15 protein-coding genes and 1 pseudogene are annotated in these 15,728 nt (G+C 39.7%); 4 read left to right on the top strand and 12 right to left on the bottom strand.

All coding sequences use genetic code 11. The features are described 5' to 3' along the window. Positions 1–342: 342 nt before the first annotated feature. The 4 genes from NSU02_RS18965 to NSU02_RS18980 all read right to left on the bottom strand — a co-directional run bounded on the left by NSU02_RS18965 (position 343) and on the right by NSU02_RS18980 (position 4,243). Positions 343–771: a hypothetical protein gene (locus NSU02_RS18965; protein WP_063389066.1), complete on the bottom strand. Its 429-nt coding sequence runs from the start codon at positions 769–771 to the stop codon at positions 343–345. Between the two features lie 28 nt (positions 772–799). Further along, positions 800–973: a hypothetical protein gene (locus tag NSU02_RS18970; protein WP_161939832.1), complete on the bottom strand. Its 174-nt coding sequence runs from the start codon at positions 971–973 to the stop codon at positions 800–802. 565 nt (positions 974–1,538) lie between these two features. Next, positions 1,539–2,912, bottom strand: a complete 1,374-nt coding sequence (locus NSU02_RS18975) for an IS1380-like element ISGsp2 family transposase (protein ID WP_339195758.1) — start codon at positions 2,910–2,912, stop codon at positions 1,539–1,541. Positions 2,913–3,559: 647 nt separating this feature from the next. Next, positions 3,560–4,243, bottom strand: a complete 684-nt coding sequence (locus NSU02_RS18980) for a uracil-DNA glycosylase (RefSeq protein WP_063389069.1) — start codon at positions 4,241–4,243, stop codon at positions 3,560–3,562. A 384-nt stretch (positions 4,244–4,627) separates the two neighbouring features. Here NSU02_RS18980 and NSU02_RS18985 point away from each other — a divergent pair. Continuing rightward, a pseudogene (locus NSU02_RS18985) lies at positions 4,628–4,785 on the top strand (UDP-glucose 4-epimerase GalE); the annotation flags it as partial. 206 nt (positions 4,786–4,991) lie between these two features. Next, positions 4,992–5,627 carry a L,D-transpeptidase gene (locus NSU02_RS18990; protein ID WP_339193616.1) on the top strand — a complete coding sequence of 212 codons (636 nt, stop codon included), beginning with the start codon at positions 4,992–4,994 and terminating at the stop codon, positions 5,625–5,627. Positions 5,628–5,765: 138 nt separating this feature from the next. On the opposite strand, the gene NSU02_RS18995 is transcribed toward NSU02_RS18990, so the two are convergent. After that, entirely contained in the window at positions 5,766–6,713 is a 948-nt protein-coding gene (locus NSU02_RS18995) for an SDR family NAD(P)-dependent oxidoreductase (protein ID WP_339193618.1), read from the bottom strand. Positions 6,714–6,795: 82 nt separating this feature from the next. Further along, positions 6,796–7,368: a TetR/AcrR family transcriptional regulator gene (locus NSU02_RS19000; RefSeq protein WP_339193620.1), complete on the bottom strand. Its 573-nt coding sequence runs from the start codon at positions 7,366–7,368 to the stop codon at positions 6,796–6,798. 200 nt (positions 7,369–7,568) lie between these two features. Here NSU02_RS19000 and NSU02_RS19005 point away from each other — a divergent pair, with 200 nt between their 5' ends. Further along, positions 7,569–8,378, top strand: a complete 810-nt coding sequence (locus NSU02_RS19005) for a bifunctional hydroxymethylpyrimidine kinase/phosphomethylpyrimidine kinase (protein ID WP_339193622.1) — start codon at positions 7,569–7,571, stop codon at positions 8,376–8,378. A 61-nt stretch (positions 8,379–8,439) separates the two neighbouring features. Here NSU02_RS19005 and NSU02_RS19010 read toward each other — a convergent pair whose 3' ends face one another. Both NSU02_RS19010 and NSU02_RS19015 read right to left on the bottom strand, forming a co-directional pair. Then, positions 8,440–9,906 carry a nicotinate phosphoribosyltransferase gene (locus NSU02_RS19010; protein WP_144597608.1) on the bottom strand — a complete coding sequence of 489 codons (1,467 nt, stop codon included), beginning with the start codon at positions 9,904–9,906 and terminating at the stop codon, positions 8,440–8,442. A 310-nt stretch (positions 9,907–10,216) separates the two neighbouring features. After that, positions 10,217–11,047 (bottom strand): glycerophosphodiester phosphodiesterase family protein, encoded by an 831-nt coding sequence (locus NSU02_RS19015; RefSeq protein ID WP_240326740.1) that lies wholly within the window; start codon positions 11,045–11,047, stop codon positions 10,217–10,219. 296 nt (positions 11,048–11,343) lie between these two features. Between NSU02_RS19015 and NSU02_RS19020 the strand changes: the two genes are divergently transcribed. After that, positions 11,344–11,625, top strand: a complete 282-nt coding sequence (locus NSU02_RS19020; RefSeq protein ID WP_339193624.1) for a biotin/lipoyl-binding protein — start codon at positions 11,344–11,346, stop codon at positions 11,623–11,625. Positions 11,626–11,666: 41 nt separating this feature from the next. On the opposite strand, the gene NSU02_RS19025 is transcribed toward NSU02_RS19020, so the two are convergent. The 4 genes from NSU02_RS19025 to qoxB all read right to left on the bottom strand — a co-directional run bounded on the left by NSU02_RS19025 (position 11,667) and on the right by qoxB (position 15,680). Next, on the bottom strand, positions 11,667–12,368 hold the full coding sequence (locus NSU02_RS19025; protein WP_063389076.1) for an RNA methyltransferase: 702 nt from the start codon (positions 12,366–12,368) through the stop codon (positions 11,667–11,669). Positions 12,369–12,861: 493 nt separating this feature from the next. Then, entirely contained in the window at positions 12,862–13,167 is a 306-nt protein-coding gene (gene qoxD, locus NSU02_RS19030; protein ID WP_130156413.1) for a cytochrome aa3 quinol oxidase subunit IV, read from the bottom strand. Position 13,168: 1 nt separating this feature from the next. After that, the gene (qoxC, locus tag NSU02_RS19035; protein WP_063389078.1) at positions 13,169–13,783 is read right to left on the bottom strand and encodes a cytochrome aa3 quinol oxidase subunit III; all 615 of its coding nucleotides are present in this window, start codon (positions 13,781–13,783) and stop codon (positions 13,169–13,171) included. 1 nt (position 13,784) lies between these two features. Next, the gene (gene qoxB, locus NSU02_RS19040; RefSeq protein ID WP_232515722.1) at positions 13,785–15,680 is read right to left on the bottom strand and encodes a cytochrome aa3 quinol oxidase subunit I; all 1,896 of its coding nucleotides are present in this window, start codon (positions 15,678–15,680) and stop codon (positions 13,785–13,787) included. Positions 15,681–15,728: the final 48 nt, after the last annotated feature.

Genomic DNA, 15,728 nt, shown 5'->3' on the forward strand with positions numbered 1-15,728 from the left:
GGTATTTTGATAACTTGATGAAACTATTTGTGAAATATACTCACCTACTAAAACAACTAATCCCGCAAAAACTGCGGAAAAAACGGCTTGTTTCATAATAATCATTTCTCTCCCAATTGGGGAAAGACTATAGAATATTTACTATATTTATACTTTCTATACTGGGACGCCAGTTACATATTCAGATAAAATAGCCCCTACGATAGCTCCTGCAACTGCTCCACCAATTCCACCAAACAAAGAACATAAGTATGTCGCTCCATTTGAAATTCCACCTTTAATTATTGCTCGGAAATCAGTTTTAGTTAACCAGAATTCGACTCGGACGAGTGTGCTCTTTTATTATTTTGTTGAAAGAATCTTTTTGCATACTGGAAAAAGGTTATCTTCATCTTTTGCAAATTTTTTTAATAGGTTTTCAGTAACTTCAATTGGAAAACTTTGTTTGTCTTCATCAGTGAGAGAAAGTGTTTCAATGACATACTGATGAAACTCCTGAAGATTTGGAAATTCACCAGTTTTTCTATACATTCTTTCTGTTTTACTGACTAATAAGGTTAATTTATGATACTTAGTTGCATCAATATTTAATTTTAAAAGAACATAGTCTATATCATTTTTATCAATATGTTTGTTTGTTTCAACAAGTTCAACCAATAGTTTCATTACTTTACCCAGTTTTTGTGTTAATTGATATGTTTCTTTATCAAGTCTGTTAATTTGTTCAATTTCTTCTTCAATATGTTTAATTCTATCCTCTAATTCTTTCATTCATACTTCCCCTCCCTACCTATGTGTCTTACACTGGAGCCAAAAATTCAATAGCTTCTCTAATTACGGAGGCTACAATTCTAGCTGTGGTTTTTCCTAGAGGTTTTTTTAATGCTTGATAAACAGCATCTTCTATCTTACCATAGGTTAAATTTTCCACACTTTCTAATTTTCTTAAAGCAGGTTTAACGTAAGTATGCATTAAATTTCCTACTTTAACAGCTGCGTCTTTCCCTAAAGTTTTACCTACAAAATTAGTTATGGTAGTAGTGTTATTAATCGCCCATTTTAAAGCTTTTTTAACTGCATAGCTAGGAACAGAGTTTGTTTGAACGCCGCCAGGTCTAACTGGGTCAGTTACTGTAATAGAACCTGGTCTATCTAATTGATAATTTTTAGCAAAACTATTATAGTCGAGAACTAACTCTTTTTTCTCATTATTTAAAGCATCATAATCATTTTCAGTTGGTAATACAGTAGTTGGTTCATTTGTCGCAGCACTTGTTTTATTACCTTCAAATCCTACGAATGTTGTTAATAGTATTGCTGAAGAACTTAAGCCTGAATCCGTGATGAATTGAAATCGACTTTGATTTTGTTGTAATTTTGATGGATTGATAATCCATAAAACCCTTTTTATGCTTATGACCTATGTCATCTCTATTTCCGAAAATGGAACAAATCTCTTTTTTAGGTATACGAACCAAAAAAATAGACAAAAAAGCACAGGGAGTGACGTTGGACATCAGTGCCCGAACATTCGTTCGTTATCTTACCTCTCTCCATTTCTGATAGACGTTCAGTAGGGGCTCGCTATAGCCACTCCTTCGCGTCAGTTTCATCCAGATCTGTCGTGATCGACGGACGAGTCGCCCTGCCATCGTGATCACCGTCTGAATAATCGTCTTGATGCGGCGGCGTTTCACTTTGTGGTGCAACGGATGTCTCGGATCGCTTAATAGATCTTGTCCAATCAGACGAAGAAGATTGTAAACGAAGGCTCCCATGACCAACACGAGCGCATTCGTTTTCATCTTCCCAGATGGAAGCCGCTCTAAATCTAAGTCGCTCTTCAGTTCGCTATGAAACTGTTCGCATGTCGCATGGTCATGATACAACGCGAGCACATCGCTCATTCGAACATGCTCGTATCCTTTGAGCCGCACCCAATAGCTTTCCACTTCATAATCAGGAACGAGCATCAGCTGTCCATTGCGTTCCATCGTCCGTTCCGTCACTTGGGTGACTTGAACGTACGTATACGTGTTTCCATCGATCGCTGCCTTCTGTGGAAGGCATAGCTCATAGGTTTGTACTCCTTCGCTTTGTCCATCATCGACACGTTTGCCCTTTTGCGAAGCGATCTGGAACCAAAGCGCTTTCGATTCTCGGCGTAAGTTTCGCTTGATGACAAAGTCCACGTCTTCCTTTAGGCATACGTGCACATTCGCTTCTGCATCGTTTCCTGCATCCATGCGAACAAGCAGACGAGATGAAGTCAGTTGACGAGCTCGACGGATAGCGGTGACTAAAAACGAGGGCATGTTGTCTTGCACATGTTGTTTCCCTGGACGCAACTCGGCATGAACGAGATACCCTTCCTTCCCTGCATACGCAAACAACGGTGTAAAACCGTCAAATCCTTTATACGTTCGACTGACTCCTTCTTTTTTCGTATCGGAGTTGTCAAATGGGGAACCATCTATATCAAGGGGAAGCCATGTCGTCTTTCCTTTGGTCCAACAAGGGGACAAAGTGGCATGTCGTTGAATCAACAGACGTATGGACTCCTCCCAAAGAATCGTTTCGGTCATCGGAAGACAAGCGAGCTGATCGAGTCGTTGTCGCAAGGTTGGAGAGGAAGGCACGTGCTGAATCCCCATCGATGCCGAAAAGATATCGTCCTGACGATACGCTTCGATATGATCGAAATCCGTTTTTCCTGTGGCAAGCAAGCCAATCATCGAGCGAATGACATCGCTATGGGAAATGTGCACTTCTCGACGAACCGTTGGAAGCCGAAGTGCGTTTACCCGTTTATCCAGTTTCGTTCGATGGAGTAAGTAGCCAACGAGAGCAAGCCCAGCACTTGGGGTAATCGCTTCATCTGTCAATACAAACCGAATCGGGAAATCTTTCATCACATCACCTACTTGATGAAGAATCGTCAACGTCGTTTTCCCTTATCGTATCAACGGTTTGCGACCATTGTAAAGATGTTTTGTCACGGATTCAGGTTAAGATTAAGATACCTTTTTTTAACATATTTTTCCTCCTTGTAATAAATAAAATTGTTAGGAATGATCGTACTTTGTCAAATCCTCTACTCCGCAAAGAACAAAGCGATGCTTTTGTAGTCTTGAGATATTGGTCATTTGCTTCGAACCTCCTTTCTATTTGAAAGACGTTTTACAAGTCTATATTGTTTCAATATTTCCTAAAAAATCCTTTTATGAGCAAATATGACAGATTCCAATGCAATGACGAGGGTGCACAAATCTATTCTTGAAGAAAAACCGAGGCAGAAAGTGCGCCCCGTCATATTAAAGGCAATCGTTCGTTCCGCAGATTTTCTTTTCGAGGGCTTTCGAAAGTCCAAACGGAGTTGGAATTGTGGCCATGGAACACAATCTATTGAAAGCGTCCGGAAAATCATTCACTTTCAACAGAATCTCCAAAAAAATAAAAAGACGGATGAAGAAAAACTTTATGATGTTTCTTCATCCGTTTTATTTTTGGATAGTCCCTTTTTCATGTTTCCACTTATCACGCAAACGGCAGGCAGCAATTAAATGTCATTATCGCTGATGCACCAGTCAATTTCTTCTGATCCGATGGACTTTAAAAATTGATTTGCTTTAGAAAAAGGCCTGCTGCCAAAAAAGCCTCTGTTTGCCGAAAATGGCGATGGATGCGGCGACTCAATGACAAAATGCTTATTCATGTTAATCATTTCTTTTTTCGCCTGTGCATGCCTTCCCCATAAAATAAAGACGACTGGACGCTCTCGCTCGTTTAAACAGCTAATCACTCGATCGGTAAATTGTTCCCATCCTTTTCCTTTATGAGAATTGGCTAGTCCCTGCCTTACCGTCAGCACAGTGTTCAATAATAGAACACCTTGCTTCGCCCATTTGACAAGATGACCGTGGTTTGGAGGCTTGCAGCCGAGATCGTTCTCAAGCTCGATGAAAATATTTTTCAGAGACGGCGGCTGAGCAATCCCCGGCTTTACGGAAAAGCTTAATCCATGTGCTTGATTTGGCCCATGATACGGATCTTGGCCTAAAATGACAACCTTTACTTCTTCATAAGGCGTGTAATGCAAAGCATTAAAAATGTCGTACATATCCGGATAAATCGTATGATGGGCATATTCCTGCTTCAAAAATTCCCGCAGCTCTTTGTAGTATGGCTTTTCAAACTCTTCTTTCAACAATCCCCACCAATCATTTTTTAAAATCTGCTTCAACGTTTGCCACCCTCTTAGCTTCTACTGATCTATCACTATTTTTAATGTTATGATGATTCGGCTTTTTTTGTCAAAGGGTGACAGCTGTCGCTAATATTTTGCAAAATGTTCCACATGAAACATTAAGGCTTTCGACAGAAGCAAGAGGGCAAAAATCGCAGTAAAGACTGAAATATCAACTTTTTTGCCGTTCCCATTATAAAGTGAGAAGCTTGGTGCCCTAAATGTACGAAAAACATTTGATGCATTTTTATCACGTTTAAACACGCCGTAATGCTCCAAGATAGCGCAAATGTTCTGACGATTCTATTGATTTTCGTCTGTTAGAAACTCGCAGGTAAACGGAATATCCATTCATTTTTAACTATTACCGAATAGCCAAATGAGACAAAGCTCGTCATTGAAAAAATGCTGAAACAGACGGACAAGGCCTACGACATCAAATATGCTGCCCCTCTCGATGCTTTAATGTGGCAGACGCCCATAAGGAAGGCATTTTAGGCGAGGGTCATGATCCTGAGGCACACCTCATCCCAATCATTTGCTAGAAGAGGTTTCGAGCTTGATGTCGATACACAAGACGGAAATAATTTTTTTGCTTACTCCTTTATTCAAGTTCACAAAAAAATTATTTATGTTTCTTTTTGATTACAAATTTTTTCGTAATTGCAGCTTTTTTTGAATAGTTCTTTGCATAAGCACATAATTTTATAAAGAGAATGAACAGAAAGGACAGGTTTAAAAACATATGAGCATAAAGAAAATCTATATTGGTATCGCATTTATTTCTTGTTTCTTTTTTATTCTTTCATCACCAGTTGCAGCTGAACAAAGGATTGATGGTCAGCTGATCATAATAAACAAGAGCGTAAATAAACTGGCATTTTTTGAAGACGGAATTCTTCAAAGAGTATTTCATGTCGCAACAGGAAAATATGCTCAGCTAACTCCAGAAGGCATTTTCCCCATTGTCACAAAAATTAAAAACCGCCCTTATTTTAAAGAAAAGATTCCAGGAGGAGACCCGAGAAATCCATTGGGTGATCGTTGGCTTGGTCTTGATGCTTTAGGATATTATGGAAATAATTTTGCCATTCACGGCAATAATAATCCAAGATCGATTGGAACGTATGCAAGCAGCGGATGTGTCCGCATGCATAACGCCGAAATTCGCTGGCTCTTTGAAAAAGTTGAGCTGCATACGCCAGTCATTATTCTCAAATCCAATAAAAGCTTTGACGTTATTGCAAAAGAGCACGGATATTATACTGAACAAGGGGTTCCTGTCACTATTCGGAATGGAAGAGTGCTGTTTGCAAGGGAACAGTTAACGAAATCACCCGAAAATATGTATTCACCGCAGGGAGCTTTTGCTAAACAATAAACCATGGGGCGGAGACGGAGCAAGCAGCTGAATTACTCCGTTCCACTCAAAAGGTTTGCTGAATTAGACGAAATCGGGAAAGTATTGAGCATTTAGTCTCTCCGTTCCATGCGAAGCCAGTTGCAACATCGGGAGTGATCACGCTTCTTCTTGATGTTTCATAAAACCAACAGTTGCGATGATGCCTTGTTCGTAAGGAGTTTTTGGCAGCGGCCCGATTCTTTTTTCAAATTTTTCTCCCGATAATACGACAGGCTCTTCGACTAAGTACATCATTTCAACCATTTCCTTCATCATCGGGCTGAATAACCCTAAAAAATAAATCATCGATTTCGTGACAACACTTACTTTCTTTTCATATTGAAGCTTTTCCCTCAAGATTTGAATAATTTCCCGTCCGGAAATAACTCCCGCCCCCGGTATATTCCAGTGCTCATGATAGGTATCGTCCCTTAATGCAAGCTCAACTAAAGCTTTGGCTCCGTCCGGCAAAAAAATATATTCCCTCGGTATATTTAAATCCCCGATAAATTGAGATCGTTTATTTTGGATAACATTTTTTAACGTATGATGCAACAATGTTTTTTCCCCACATGGACCGTAAAAATCGGGGAAGTGAGCGATTAAGTAGTCTACTCCGCTCTTTTCCACCATTTCAGCAAGCCGCAATCGTATTTTTCCTTTTTTAGTATGAGGATTTTTCGGATCAGTCTCGGACATTGTTTTTCCATTTGACCGTCCATATGCATAAATATTATCAACGACAACAAGCTTAGCTTTTTCTTTTTTTGCTGCCGCCAGCACATTTTCCATGATGATCAGTAGATCTCTCTCCCACTGCGGATACGGTATGTTAATGGCATGGAAAATCCATTCCGCACCTTCGCATGCTTGCAAGATGCTGGATCGATGGAGGGCATCTCCAGCGACAATGCTGATGCGACCGTTCAAACGGTGAAACATTTTTTTCATTTTTTCTGTATTGCGGGCTACGGCGACAACCTCAATATTCTCTCTATTCAGCAATTCATGAACTAAATTGTAGCCCATTCCGCCTGATGCACCTAAAATAACCGCTTTTTTCATCCTTTTTACCTCCGATCTTAAAATTAACCATTGGTCAATAATATGCAAAAAAGTAAATAAGCTTAAGTGCTTATTACTTTTTTTAATTTAAAAATCCTTTGATTAAAAAAGCAACATATTGTTCAGCAAGTCCTTCCATATCTTTATACTCAGCATCGGTCTGTACATATTTCGTTACAAAACCGCTTACTGCAAGAAACAAACACCAAATGACTGTTGGATTTGCTTTATCGGGAGCAAACTGAAAAATAGCCTGCGCAAAACGTTCATATGACTTATTCGGCTCTTGCTCCATCAGCATATCAAGCTCGAGATTTTTTGTTAAAAACATCAGCTTATAATGACTTTTATATGTCAGCCCGAATTCAATAAACTTTAACAAGATCGTTTTTACAGCTTCTTCTTTAGAAGCATACGAGGCTTGCAGCACTTTTTCTAACAGCCCGTCTAAAAATTGAAAATCCGTCTGCACAATTTTATAAAAAAGCTCTGCTTTATTTTGAAAATGATAATAAAGCGCTCCATGTGTGCAGTGCAATTCTTTGGCGATTTCCCGCATGGAAACATGTTCATATCCTTTTATGACAAAAAGCTCTCTAGCAGCATTCATAATTGCTTCTTTCGTTAATTCAGTGTCTTTTTTTCTAGGAGCCAATTGTTCCATTCCTTTCTTAACAACAACAAGCGTGCCTCTGATTTTGGCGTGTTGGCATTTAGCTGCATTCTTATTTATTAACCGATGGTTAATTATATTTTAATCCTTTTTTCGTTTTTAAGCAAATGTTTTTCTCTTCTTATGATACAAACTGCTATAATGTTGTTATAAAATCTTTACAGCTGGATGGAGGTAACAAAATGACAATGAAAAAAGCCTTGACGATCGCAGGTTCCGATTCCAGCGGTGGAGCAGGTTTACAAGCGGACTTAAAAACGTTCCAAGAATACGGAGTTTATGGAATGACTGCGGTCACTACAATTGTAGCAATGGATCCCCATAACGGATGGCAGCATCAAGTATTCCCTATTGAAATCGATACCATAAAGGCCCAGCTCGCAACGATTATAGAGGGAGTCGGTGTAGATGCCATGAAAACCGGAATGCTCCCGACAGCAGAAATTGTCGAGCTGGCAGCAGATACAATTAAAAAATATAATTTAAAAAACACGGTCATCGACCCTGTCATGGTATGCAAAGGGGCAGATGAAGTGCTTTATCCCGACCATGCGGAAGCGATTCGCAATTCTCTGACAAAAGTCGCGACGGTTATTACTCCAAATCTCTTTGAAGCAGGGCAATTGAGCGGGTTAGGTACTATTCAAACGGTCGATCAAATGAAAGAAGCAGCTGTCATTATTCATGATCTTGGTGCAAAATATGTTTTGGTGAAAGGCGGCGGAAAGCTTGAACATAAATATGCTGTTGATGTTTTATATGACGGAAAGGATTTTGAAATCCTAGAAGGCGAACGAATCGACACAACCTATACACATGGTGCTGGGTGCACATATTCAAGCGCGATTACAGCTGAACTAGCAAATGGCAAAACGGTTAAAGAAGCCGTTTATTCCGCCAAAAAGTTTATTACAGCAGCCATCCGCCATTCCTTTCCTTTAAATCAATATGTCGGCCCAACTTGTCATGCCGCATTAAGATTATACGAATAAATAATAGAGCCGAATCGATTAGCTCACGACCATTGTGGCTGTTCGTTCGGCTCTTTTCATGTTAATAATCCATATTTTTAACTTTTTGCTTTACTTCCTCAATATTTCTCATTTTATTTTCCCAGCACAATTCGCTCAGATCAACAGGGTATTCGGCAGGATTTAAAATGCGTTTATATTCATCCCATAACAGCTCCAAATTTTCTTTTACATATGACCGGATTTCTTCCAATGAAGGACATTCATACGTAAGCTCGCCATCAACAAAAATATCGTGATGCAAATCCTTTGCCGTAAAATCGGTTACATATTTTTTGATAAATGTATGGACAGGATGGAACATTTTCAGCCGCTTTTCTTTTTGCGGCTGTTCAAAATGTAATGTAATATAATCTCCTTCAGCCCTCTTATCCTTGTTGTTGATAATTCGATATACATTTTTCAAGCCTGGTGTTGTCACTTTTTCCGGGTTTGATGAAATTTTTATTGTATCGACTAATTTGCCGTCGTCCCCTTCAATGGCAACCAATTTGTACACAGCTCCCAATGCAGGCTGGTCGTAGGCGGTAATCAGCTTCGTTCCAATTCCCCACACATCGATTTTCGCTCCTTCAGCTTTTAAATTGACAATCGTATGTTCATCAAGATCGCTCGAAGCTATAATTTTTGCGTTATGGAAACCAGCATCATCAAGCATTTTTCTCGCTTTTTTGGACAGATAAGCCAAATCCCCGCTGTCAAGGCGAATACCGATAAAATTAATTTTATCGCCAAATTCTTTTGCAACCCGAATGGCATTCGGAACACCGGAGCGAAGCGTATCATATGTATCCACCAAAAAAACGCAGTCTTTATGAGTACTTGCATATTTACAAAATGCAACATATTCATCACGATACGTTTGAACAAATGCATGTGCGTGGGTTCCGGAAACAGGAATTCCGAAAATCTTCCCTGCTCGGACATTGCTTGTCCCATCAAAGCCGGCAATATAAGCTGCACGGGTTCCCCAAATAGCTGCATCCATCTCATGGGCTCTTCTTGTTCCAAATTCAAGCGCTGATTCATTTCCAATAATTTGTTTAATTCTTGAAGCCTTTGTTGCGATAAGCGTTTGATAGTTCACAATATTTAAAAGAGCTGTTTCAATAAGCTGCGCTTCCCCTAGAGGGGCTTCCACACGCAAAATCGGTTCATTTCCAAATACAAGCTCTCCTTCTTTCATGGACCGAATCGTGCCGGTAAAACGAAGGTTCTCCAAGTAACGGATAAAATCTTCTTTGTAATTCAGCTCTTCCCTTAAATAAGCAAGGTCCTCTTCTGTGAAGCGGAAATTTTGTATATAATCAATAATTCGTTCCAGGCCGGCAAAAACAGCGTAACCGCTCCCAAAAGGAAGTCTTCTAAAAAACAACTCAAAAACTGCCTTTTTTTGGTGGATGTCATCCCTCCAATACGATTCGACCATGTTGATTTGGTATAAATCGGTATGGAGCGTCAAACTATCATCATTATACATTTTCATCATCATGAAACCCCCATAATATTTAATCGCTGTCTGTTCCATACGGAATGTTGAAATGTCCAAGAGGCCCATTTGTGTCTAGCGGTGATGACAGATGGATGAAGCCTGTTCAGCAAAAATTTGAAACCTTTCAGAGCAGGCATCCCCTTCAAGCTTCCTTGCAATCTATCAGATCTTTCTAACGGGCTTAATCGTTGAAACAAATCTCAAGGACGAATCTCCATTATATTATGAAAGCACTAACCGTATTGTACTCCTTTCTATACCGTCATTCAATATTTGCCAAAATTAGTGTCCATTTTAAAAGCCGAAATTACCTAATCCTGCTTCTTTTACTATAAGAGGGTGATTTTGGCAAATTTGTCAAATAATCGGGATAATCCGTAATAATTCCATCGACATTCATGGCCATCAAATGTTGAATATCGTGTATATCTCTAGCTGTATAAGGCATAATTTTCATGCCGCTCTGATGAATCATATAAACTAATTTAGGGGTTACAAGCGCTTTATTCGGATTGATATATGTCGCAAATGCTGCATATTGCTGTAAATGCTCCTCCGTAATAGCGCCATGTCTATATCCGATGAGCACTCCAAGAGAAATCGAAGGCAAGACACTGTGGAATTCCTGTAAAAAAGCGGTATCAAAGGATTGAACGACCACATTCAGTTGCTGATCCCCTTTTTCGATCAGTTCTTTTGCCAACCTCTCTACAATGCCGAACTGCTTTTTCGGTTCTTTAACTTCTATTAAAAAATTGATCTTCCCCCTGTATTTCTTAAGGACATCGCATAAAAGGGGTATTTTTTCTCCGGAAAATTTTCGATGAAACCAGGCTCCAGCATCAAATTGTTTTAGTTCTTCATATGTGAAATTTTTAACTAAACCTGACCCGTTTGTTGTACGATCAATCGTTTCATCATGAATAACGGCGAGCAACCCGTCTTTCGTCATCCGTACATCCAATTCTAAATAATCCGCCTTCATGTCAATAGCGAGATCAAAAGCTGCAAATGTGTTTTCCGGAGCATATCCAGATGCTCCCCGGTGTGCGACGGCAATTGTTTTGTTGGGCTCTTTTTGAAAATGAAATATTTTATAAAAAAAGCGGTGAACATAATAACGAACATAATCAAGCATGCATAACCATCCCCGTTTTTTTTTTGGATTTATACTAAATAATAATCACTTACATTAATTTATAACATTTTTTTTACAATTTTATTTTTCTTTTGCAGGATATTTCGTTTTGGAATAGAATAGTATTTAGAATATAAAAAAATTTTTAATTAGCGCATCTTACAACACACCATTGTTTCCAGCCTGCACCTCATGATGAGAAGTTTTGGCCAAATCTCCTCTTCATAACACCCATTTCGCTTTTGTCCCGGATTATGCCCTATGCAAAAAATCTTAAGTTCAAGGAGAGTGATGGAATGATTAGAAAAGACGTGATGACAAAAACATGGGGAAATAAAGAAATTGTGACAAGTCCGTTTTATGGTGTCATAAAAAAAATTATGACCGAAGCAAAAAACCGGATTTATGAATGGGAACCGTTGTTTACCATTCAAACGGATGAGGGTACTCTTGTCCAAATCAGCGTCGGTATTGGTGGAATCATTGACAAGCTGTTCGTCAAAGAGGGAGATCGGGTTATTCCTGGAGCAGTCTTAGCATACATTGATGGAGATTTAATAGTCACTGGCAGCGATTAAGAATTAGGACCCCTAAGAAGAAAAAAGGGGTCCAGTAATAGCTACTTGTATTGAGCAACAATTTTTCTCAATCGGTTATTTAACGACTTAAGCATCCAATCCCGAAAGATCTCCTGTTTTTCTTCCAATGTTAAATAATACTCGGCGCCAGCTCTCCCCTTTGCAAGATCCGTTATATGTTTAATTGACAAGGCAGCAGCAACGGAAATGTTTAAGCTTTGCACAAACCCTTTCATAGGAATTACAAACGTTCTGTCAGCCATGTCAACCGCCTCTTTTGAAACACCGCTATGTTCATTTCCAAAAACAAGGACAGTCGGTCTGCTTACATCAAGCTTTTCAAGAGGAACAGCCTGTTCACTCAAATGGCTAACATATATTTGATATCCTTTCTTTTTTAATTGACTGATGGCTGCACAAATATCTGATTGATAATCAATTGTCAGCCATTTGTCTGCACTTTTCGTCACCAATTCATTAGGGGCAAAAGGCGCTCTTCCGGTGACAACCGTTACATTCTGCACGCCAAAAGCTTCAGCAGAACGAAGAACAGCCGCTTGATTATGGCCGTCATCCACCGCTTCCAACAATATGGATACGTAACGAGTCCGTTCCTTCAATACCTCATATAAACGATTCAGCCTTTCCGGCACAATCATATCAAGAATTTGGCGATCCTCATCATTTACAATCTTCTCTTTCAGCAATAATTCCACAATATTATTTTCTTTATTAACATTCACATCCCTTTACCTCCTTGAAAGCACGTGCGGGCAAGAAGATCGAACGTTCTCATTTATTATACGTCTTCTCCAAAAAAAATCTACCTCCTATAGCTGGACACGTTATAGATCAGATTAAATATAAACAGTTTATCCACATTATCTTTGTACTGTTTCGTTCGTACTCATTGGGCAAAAACAACAAAGTATAAACATTTGTTTTTGCAAAGAAGAGAATTTCCGCAAAGCTTCTTTGTATATATCAACGGATATTCACAGGAAATCCCCCTAATATAAACAGCTTTTACACATATTTTATCCACATATCCACATTAGCTATCCACATTTCGTATTGGCACATTTGTTCCCTACTACATATATGATTAAATAATTCACATTTGTTGATAAACTTATCCACTTATGCACAGCTTACAAACGGAAAACACTCAATTGCTTGTTTTGAACAAAAAAATCCCGAAAAGAGGTTTCGTAACCTTTTTTCGGGACGCTTATGTTAATAGTGATGTTGATGGCCTAAGGACATAACCCATATAGACCCTGCAACAATGACAATTGCGATATAGATCCCGTAATAAATCATTGTTGCCTGCCAAGAACCGCTTTCTCCTTCTTTCATATGCATGAACAGCAAAAGCTGAATAAACGCTTGGCAAAATGCTAAAACGACAATTAATGTAATAATCGTATTTGTCGGCAGATCGGTTGAAAATGCAATCCACACCGCCAATAACGTCAATATTATAGACAACAAAAACCCGAAGACATGCTTCCAAGGAAATCCTTTTTCGTTTTGTGCCAAGTTAACTCACCATCCCTGTCAAATAGACGAGTGTGAAGAGGAAAATCCAAACGACATCAAGGAAATGCCAATATAGACTTGAAATAAACACTTTTCTTGCCGTATCCGCGTTAAGACCTCTTTTCAGCACCTGCAAAATGATAATCAAAATCCAAAATATCCCGATCGTAACATGAAGCCCGTGCGTTCCAACAAGAGCGAAGAAGGATGAAAGGAACGCGCTTGTTTGCATTGTTGCACCTTCATGAACAGCATACAAAATGAACTCTTCTATTTCAAAGTACAAAAAACCGATTCCCAACAATATCGTAACAATCAGCCAGCCGATCATACCGGCTTGCTTGCCTCTTCGCATTTCATAAACGGCAAGACCGCAAGTGAAGCTGCTTGTAAGCAGAAGAAAAGTTTCAATCAAAACTGTTTTCAATTCATACAATTCCTCGGGACCTGGTCCGCCCGCTGTTCTGGAGACGAGCACAAGATACGTAGCAAAGAGGGTGGCAAACAGGGCAAGCTCTGCCCCGAGAAAAATCCAAAAACCTAAAATATTTAATTGATTTTGTTTCGTTGAATACTCAAGTGGAAGATTCGATTGTTTTGGAGCAATTTCCGACATGTTACTCCCTCCCTGCTTCCGTCTGTTTAATTTCTTCGACCGGCACATAGTATCCATCATCATATTCAAAAGAGCGCAAAATCATGCAAATGATAACGCCGATCAATCCGATGATCGCAACCGGCATCCATTCGAAAACTAAACCGAAGCCGGCTATAAAGAAGAAGATCGACATGATGAAAGGCCGCCCCGAATTTGATGGCATATGAATTGGTTTATATTCCGGCTCCTCTTCTTCTTTTCCTTCTTTCCGTTCCTTCTTCATCATCCACCAAGCGTCAAGACCTTTTACCTGCGGTGTTACGGCAAAGTTGTAATGCGGTGCAGGCGACGGAATAGACCATTCCAGCGTCCGGCCATCCCAAGGATCTCCCGTGAGGTCACGCTCGCCTTTAAAGTACGTGTACACAACATTAATACACAGGAAGATAAAGCCGATTCCCATCATAACTGCGCCAATAGTCGAAATGACGTTTAATTCCGTCCAGCCGGCATCTGCCGGATATGTGTAAATTCTTCTTGGCATGCCCATAAATCCTAAAACATATTGCGGCAAGAAACATACATTAAAGCCAAGGACGAAAAACCAGAACGTAATTTTGCCGAGCTTTTCATTTAAAATGACGCCAAACATTTTCGGATACCAATAATGAAGCGCTGCAAAGACAGCAAAGACCGTACCGCAAATTAACGTATTATGGAAATGGGCTACAAGGAAATACGTATTATGATATTGGTAATCGGCCGCAGCCATCGAAAGCATCACACCTGTAACCCCGCCGATGACGAAAGTTGGAATAAACGCCAAAGACCATAGCATCGCAGATGTGAATTTGATTCGACCTTTATATAAAGTGAAGAGCCAGTTAAAGATTTTTACCCCTGTCGGTATGGCTATCGCCATAGTCGATACAGAGAAAAATGCATTAACCGGGGCTCCTGAACCCATTGTGAAAAAGTGGTGCACCCAAACGAGCATACTTAATACAGAAATCGCCACCATGGACCAAACCATGGCTGTATAACCGAAAAGACGTTTTCTTGCAAAAGTTGAGACAACTTCTGAAAAAACCCCAAACGCTGGCAAAATGGCAATATACACTTCCGGGTGCCCCCAAATCCAGAACAGGTTCGCCCAATGCATTGGCACTCCATCGCCTGAAAGCGTAAAAAAGTGAGTGCCAAATATTCTGTCCAACGTCATTAATGCTAAAGCAACCGTCAATACCGGAAAAGCGAAAACAACCAATATAGACGTAATAAGCGTTGCCCATGTAAACATCGGCATGCGCATTAAAGTCATTCCAGGAGCTCTCATTTTTAGAATCGTTACAATGAAATTAATACCGGAGATTAATGAACCGATCCCTGAAATTTGCAATCCTAATAAATAATAATTTTGGCCCGGCCCCGGGCTGAGTTCATTTCCAGCAAGAGGCATGTATGCCGTCCACCCTGCATCCGGTGAGCCGCCGATCACAAATGAAATGTTGAACAGCAAGGCGCCAAAGAAAAACGTCCAGAAGCTGAGTGCATTCAAATACGGGAACGCCACATCTCTAGCTCCAATTTGGAGAGGAACTGCAATGTTCATGATCCCGAATATGAACGGCATTGCCATAAATAAAATCATAATGGTTCCATGTGTAGTGAAAATTTCATTATAATGCTGTGAATCTAAAAACGTATTATTTGGCACTGTCAATTGGGCGCGCATTAAAAGTGCGTCTACGCCCCCTCGGAATAGCATTAATACGGCGGAAATAATATACATAATCCCTATTTTTTTATGGTCAACAGTCGTTAGCCACTCTTTCCACAGCCATTTCCATTTTTTAAAATAGGTTAATACAAAAACGATACCAATAATTGTTAATACAATGGCTGCATCCGCCATATATATAAGGGGTTCGCCGGTAACGAAAAATTCATCCCATTTCACAGC

Origin of the sequence: Aeribacillus sp. FSL W8-0870 (assembly GCF_037963755.1) — a bacterium.
GTDB classification, from domain to species: domain Bacteria; phylum Bacillota; class Bacilli; order Bacillales; family Aeribacillaceae; genus Aeribacillus; species Aeribacillus composti.

Bases quoted from the DNA above. Each gene is read 5' to 3' on its own strand.
- NSU02_RS18965 (WP_063389066.1), bottom strand. From the start codon at position 771: ATGAAAGAATTAGAGGATAGAATTAAACATATTGAAGAAGAAATTGAA.
- NSU02_RS18970 (WP_161939832.1), bottom strand. From the start codon at position 973: ATGCATACTTACGTTAAACCTGCTTTAAGAAAATTAGAAAGTGTGGAA.
- NSU02_RS18975 (WP_339195758.1), bottom strand. From the start codon at position 2,912: ATGAAAGATTTCCCGATTCGGTTTGTATTGACAGATGAAGCGATTACC.
- NSU02_RS18990 (WP_339193616.1), top strand. From the start codon at position 4,992: ATGAGCATAAAGAAAATCTATATTGGTATCGCATTTATTTCTTGTTTC.
- NSU02_RS18995 (WP_339193618.1), bottom strand. From the start codon at position 6,713: ATGAAAAAAGCGGTTATTTTAGGTGCATCAGGCGGAATGGGCTACAAT.
- NSU02_RS19005 (WP_339193622.1), top strand. From the start codon at position 7,569: ATGACAATGAAAAAAGCCTTGACGATCGCAGGTTCCGATTCCAGCGGT.
- NSU02_RS19010 (WP_144597608.1), bottom strand. From the start codon at position 9,906: ATGATGAAAATGTATAATGATGATAGTTTGACGCTCCATACCGATTTA.
- NSU02_RS19015 (WP_240326740.1), bottom strand. From the start codon at position 11,047: ATGCTTGATTATGTTCGTTATTATGTTCACCGCTTTTTTTATAAAATA.
- NSU02_RS19020 (WP_339193624.1), top strand. From the start codon at position 11,344: ATGATTAGAAAAGACGTGATGACAAAAACATGGGGAAATAAAGAAATT.
- qoxC (WP_063389078.1), bottom strand. From the start codon at position 13,783: ATGTCGGAAATTGCTCCAAAACAATCGAATCTTCCACTTGAGTATTCA.
- qoxB (WP_232515722.1), bottom strand. From the start codon at position 15,680: ATGGCGGATGCAGCCATTGTATTAACAATTATTGGTATCGTTTTTGTA.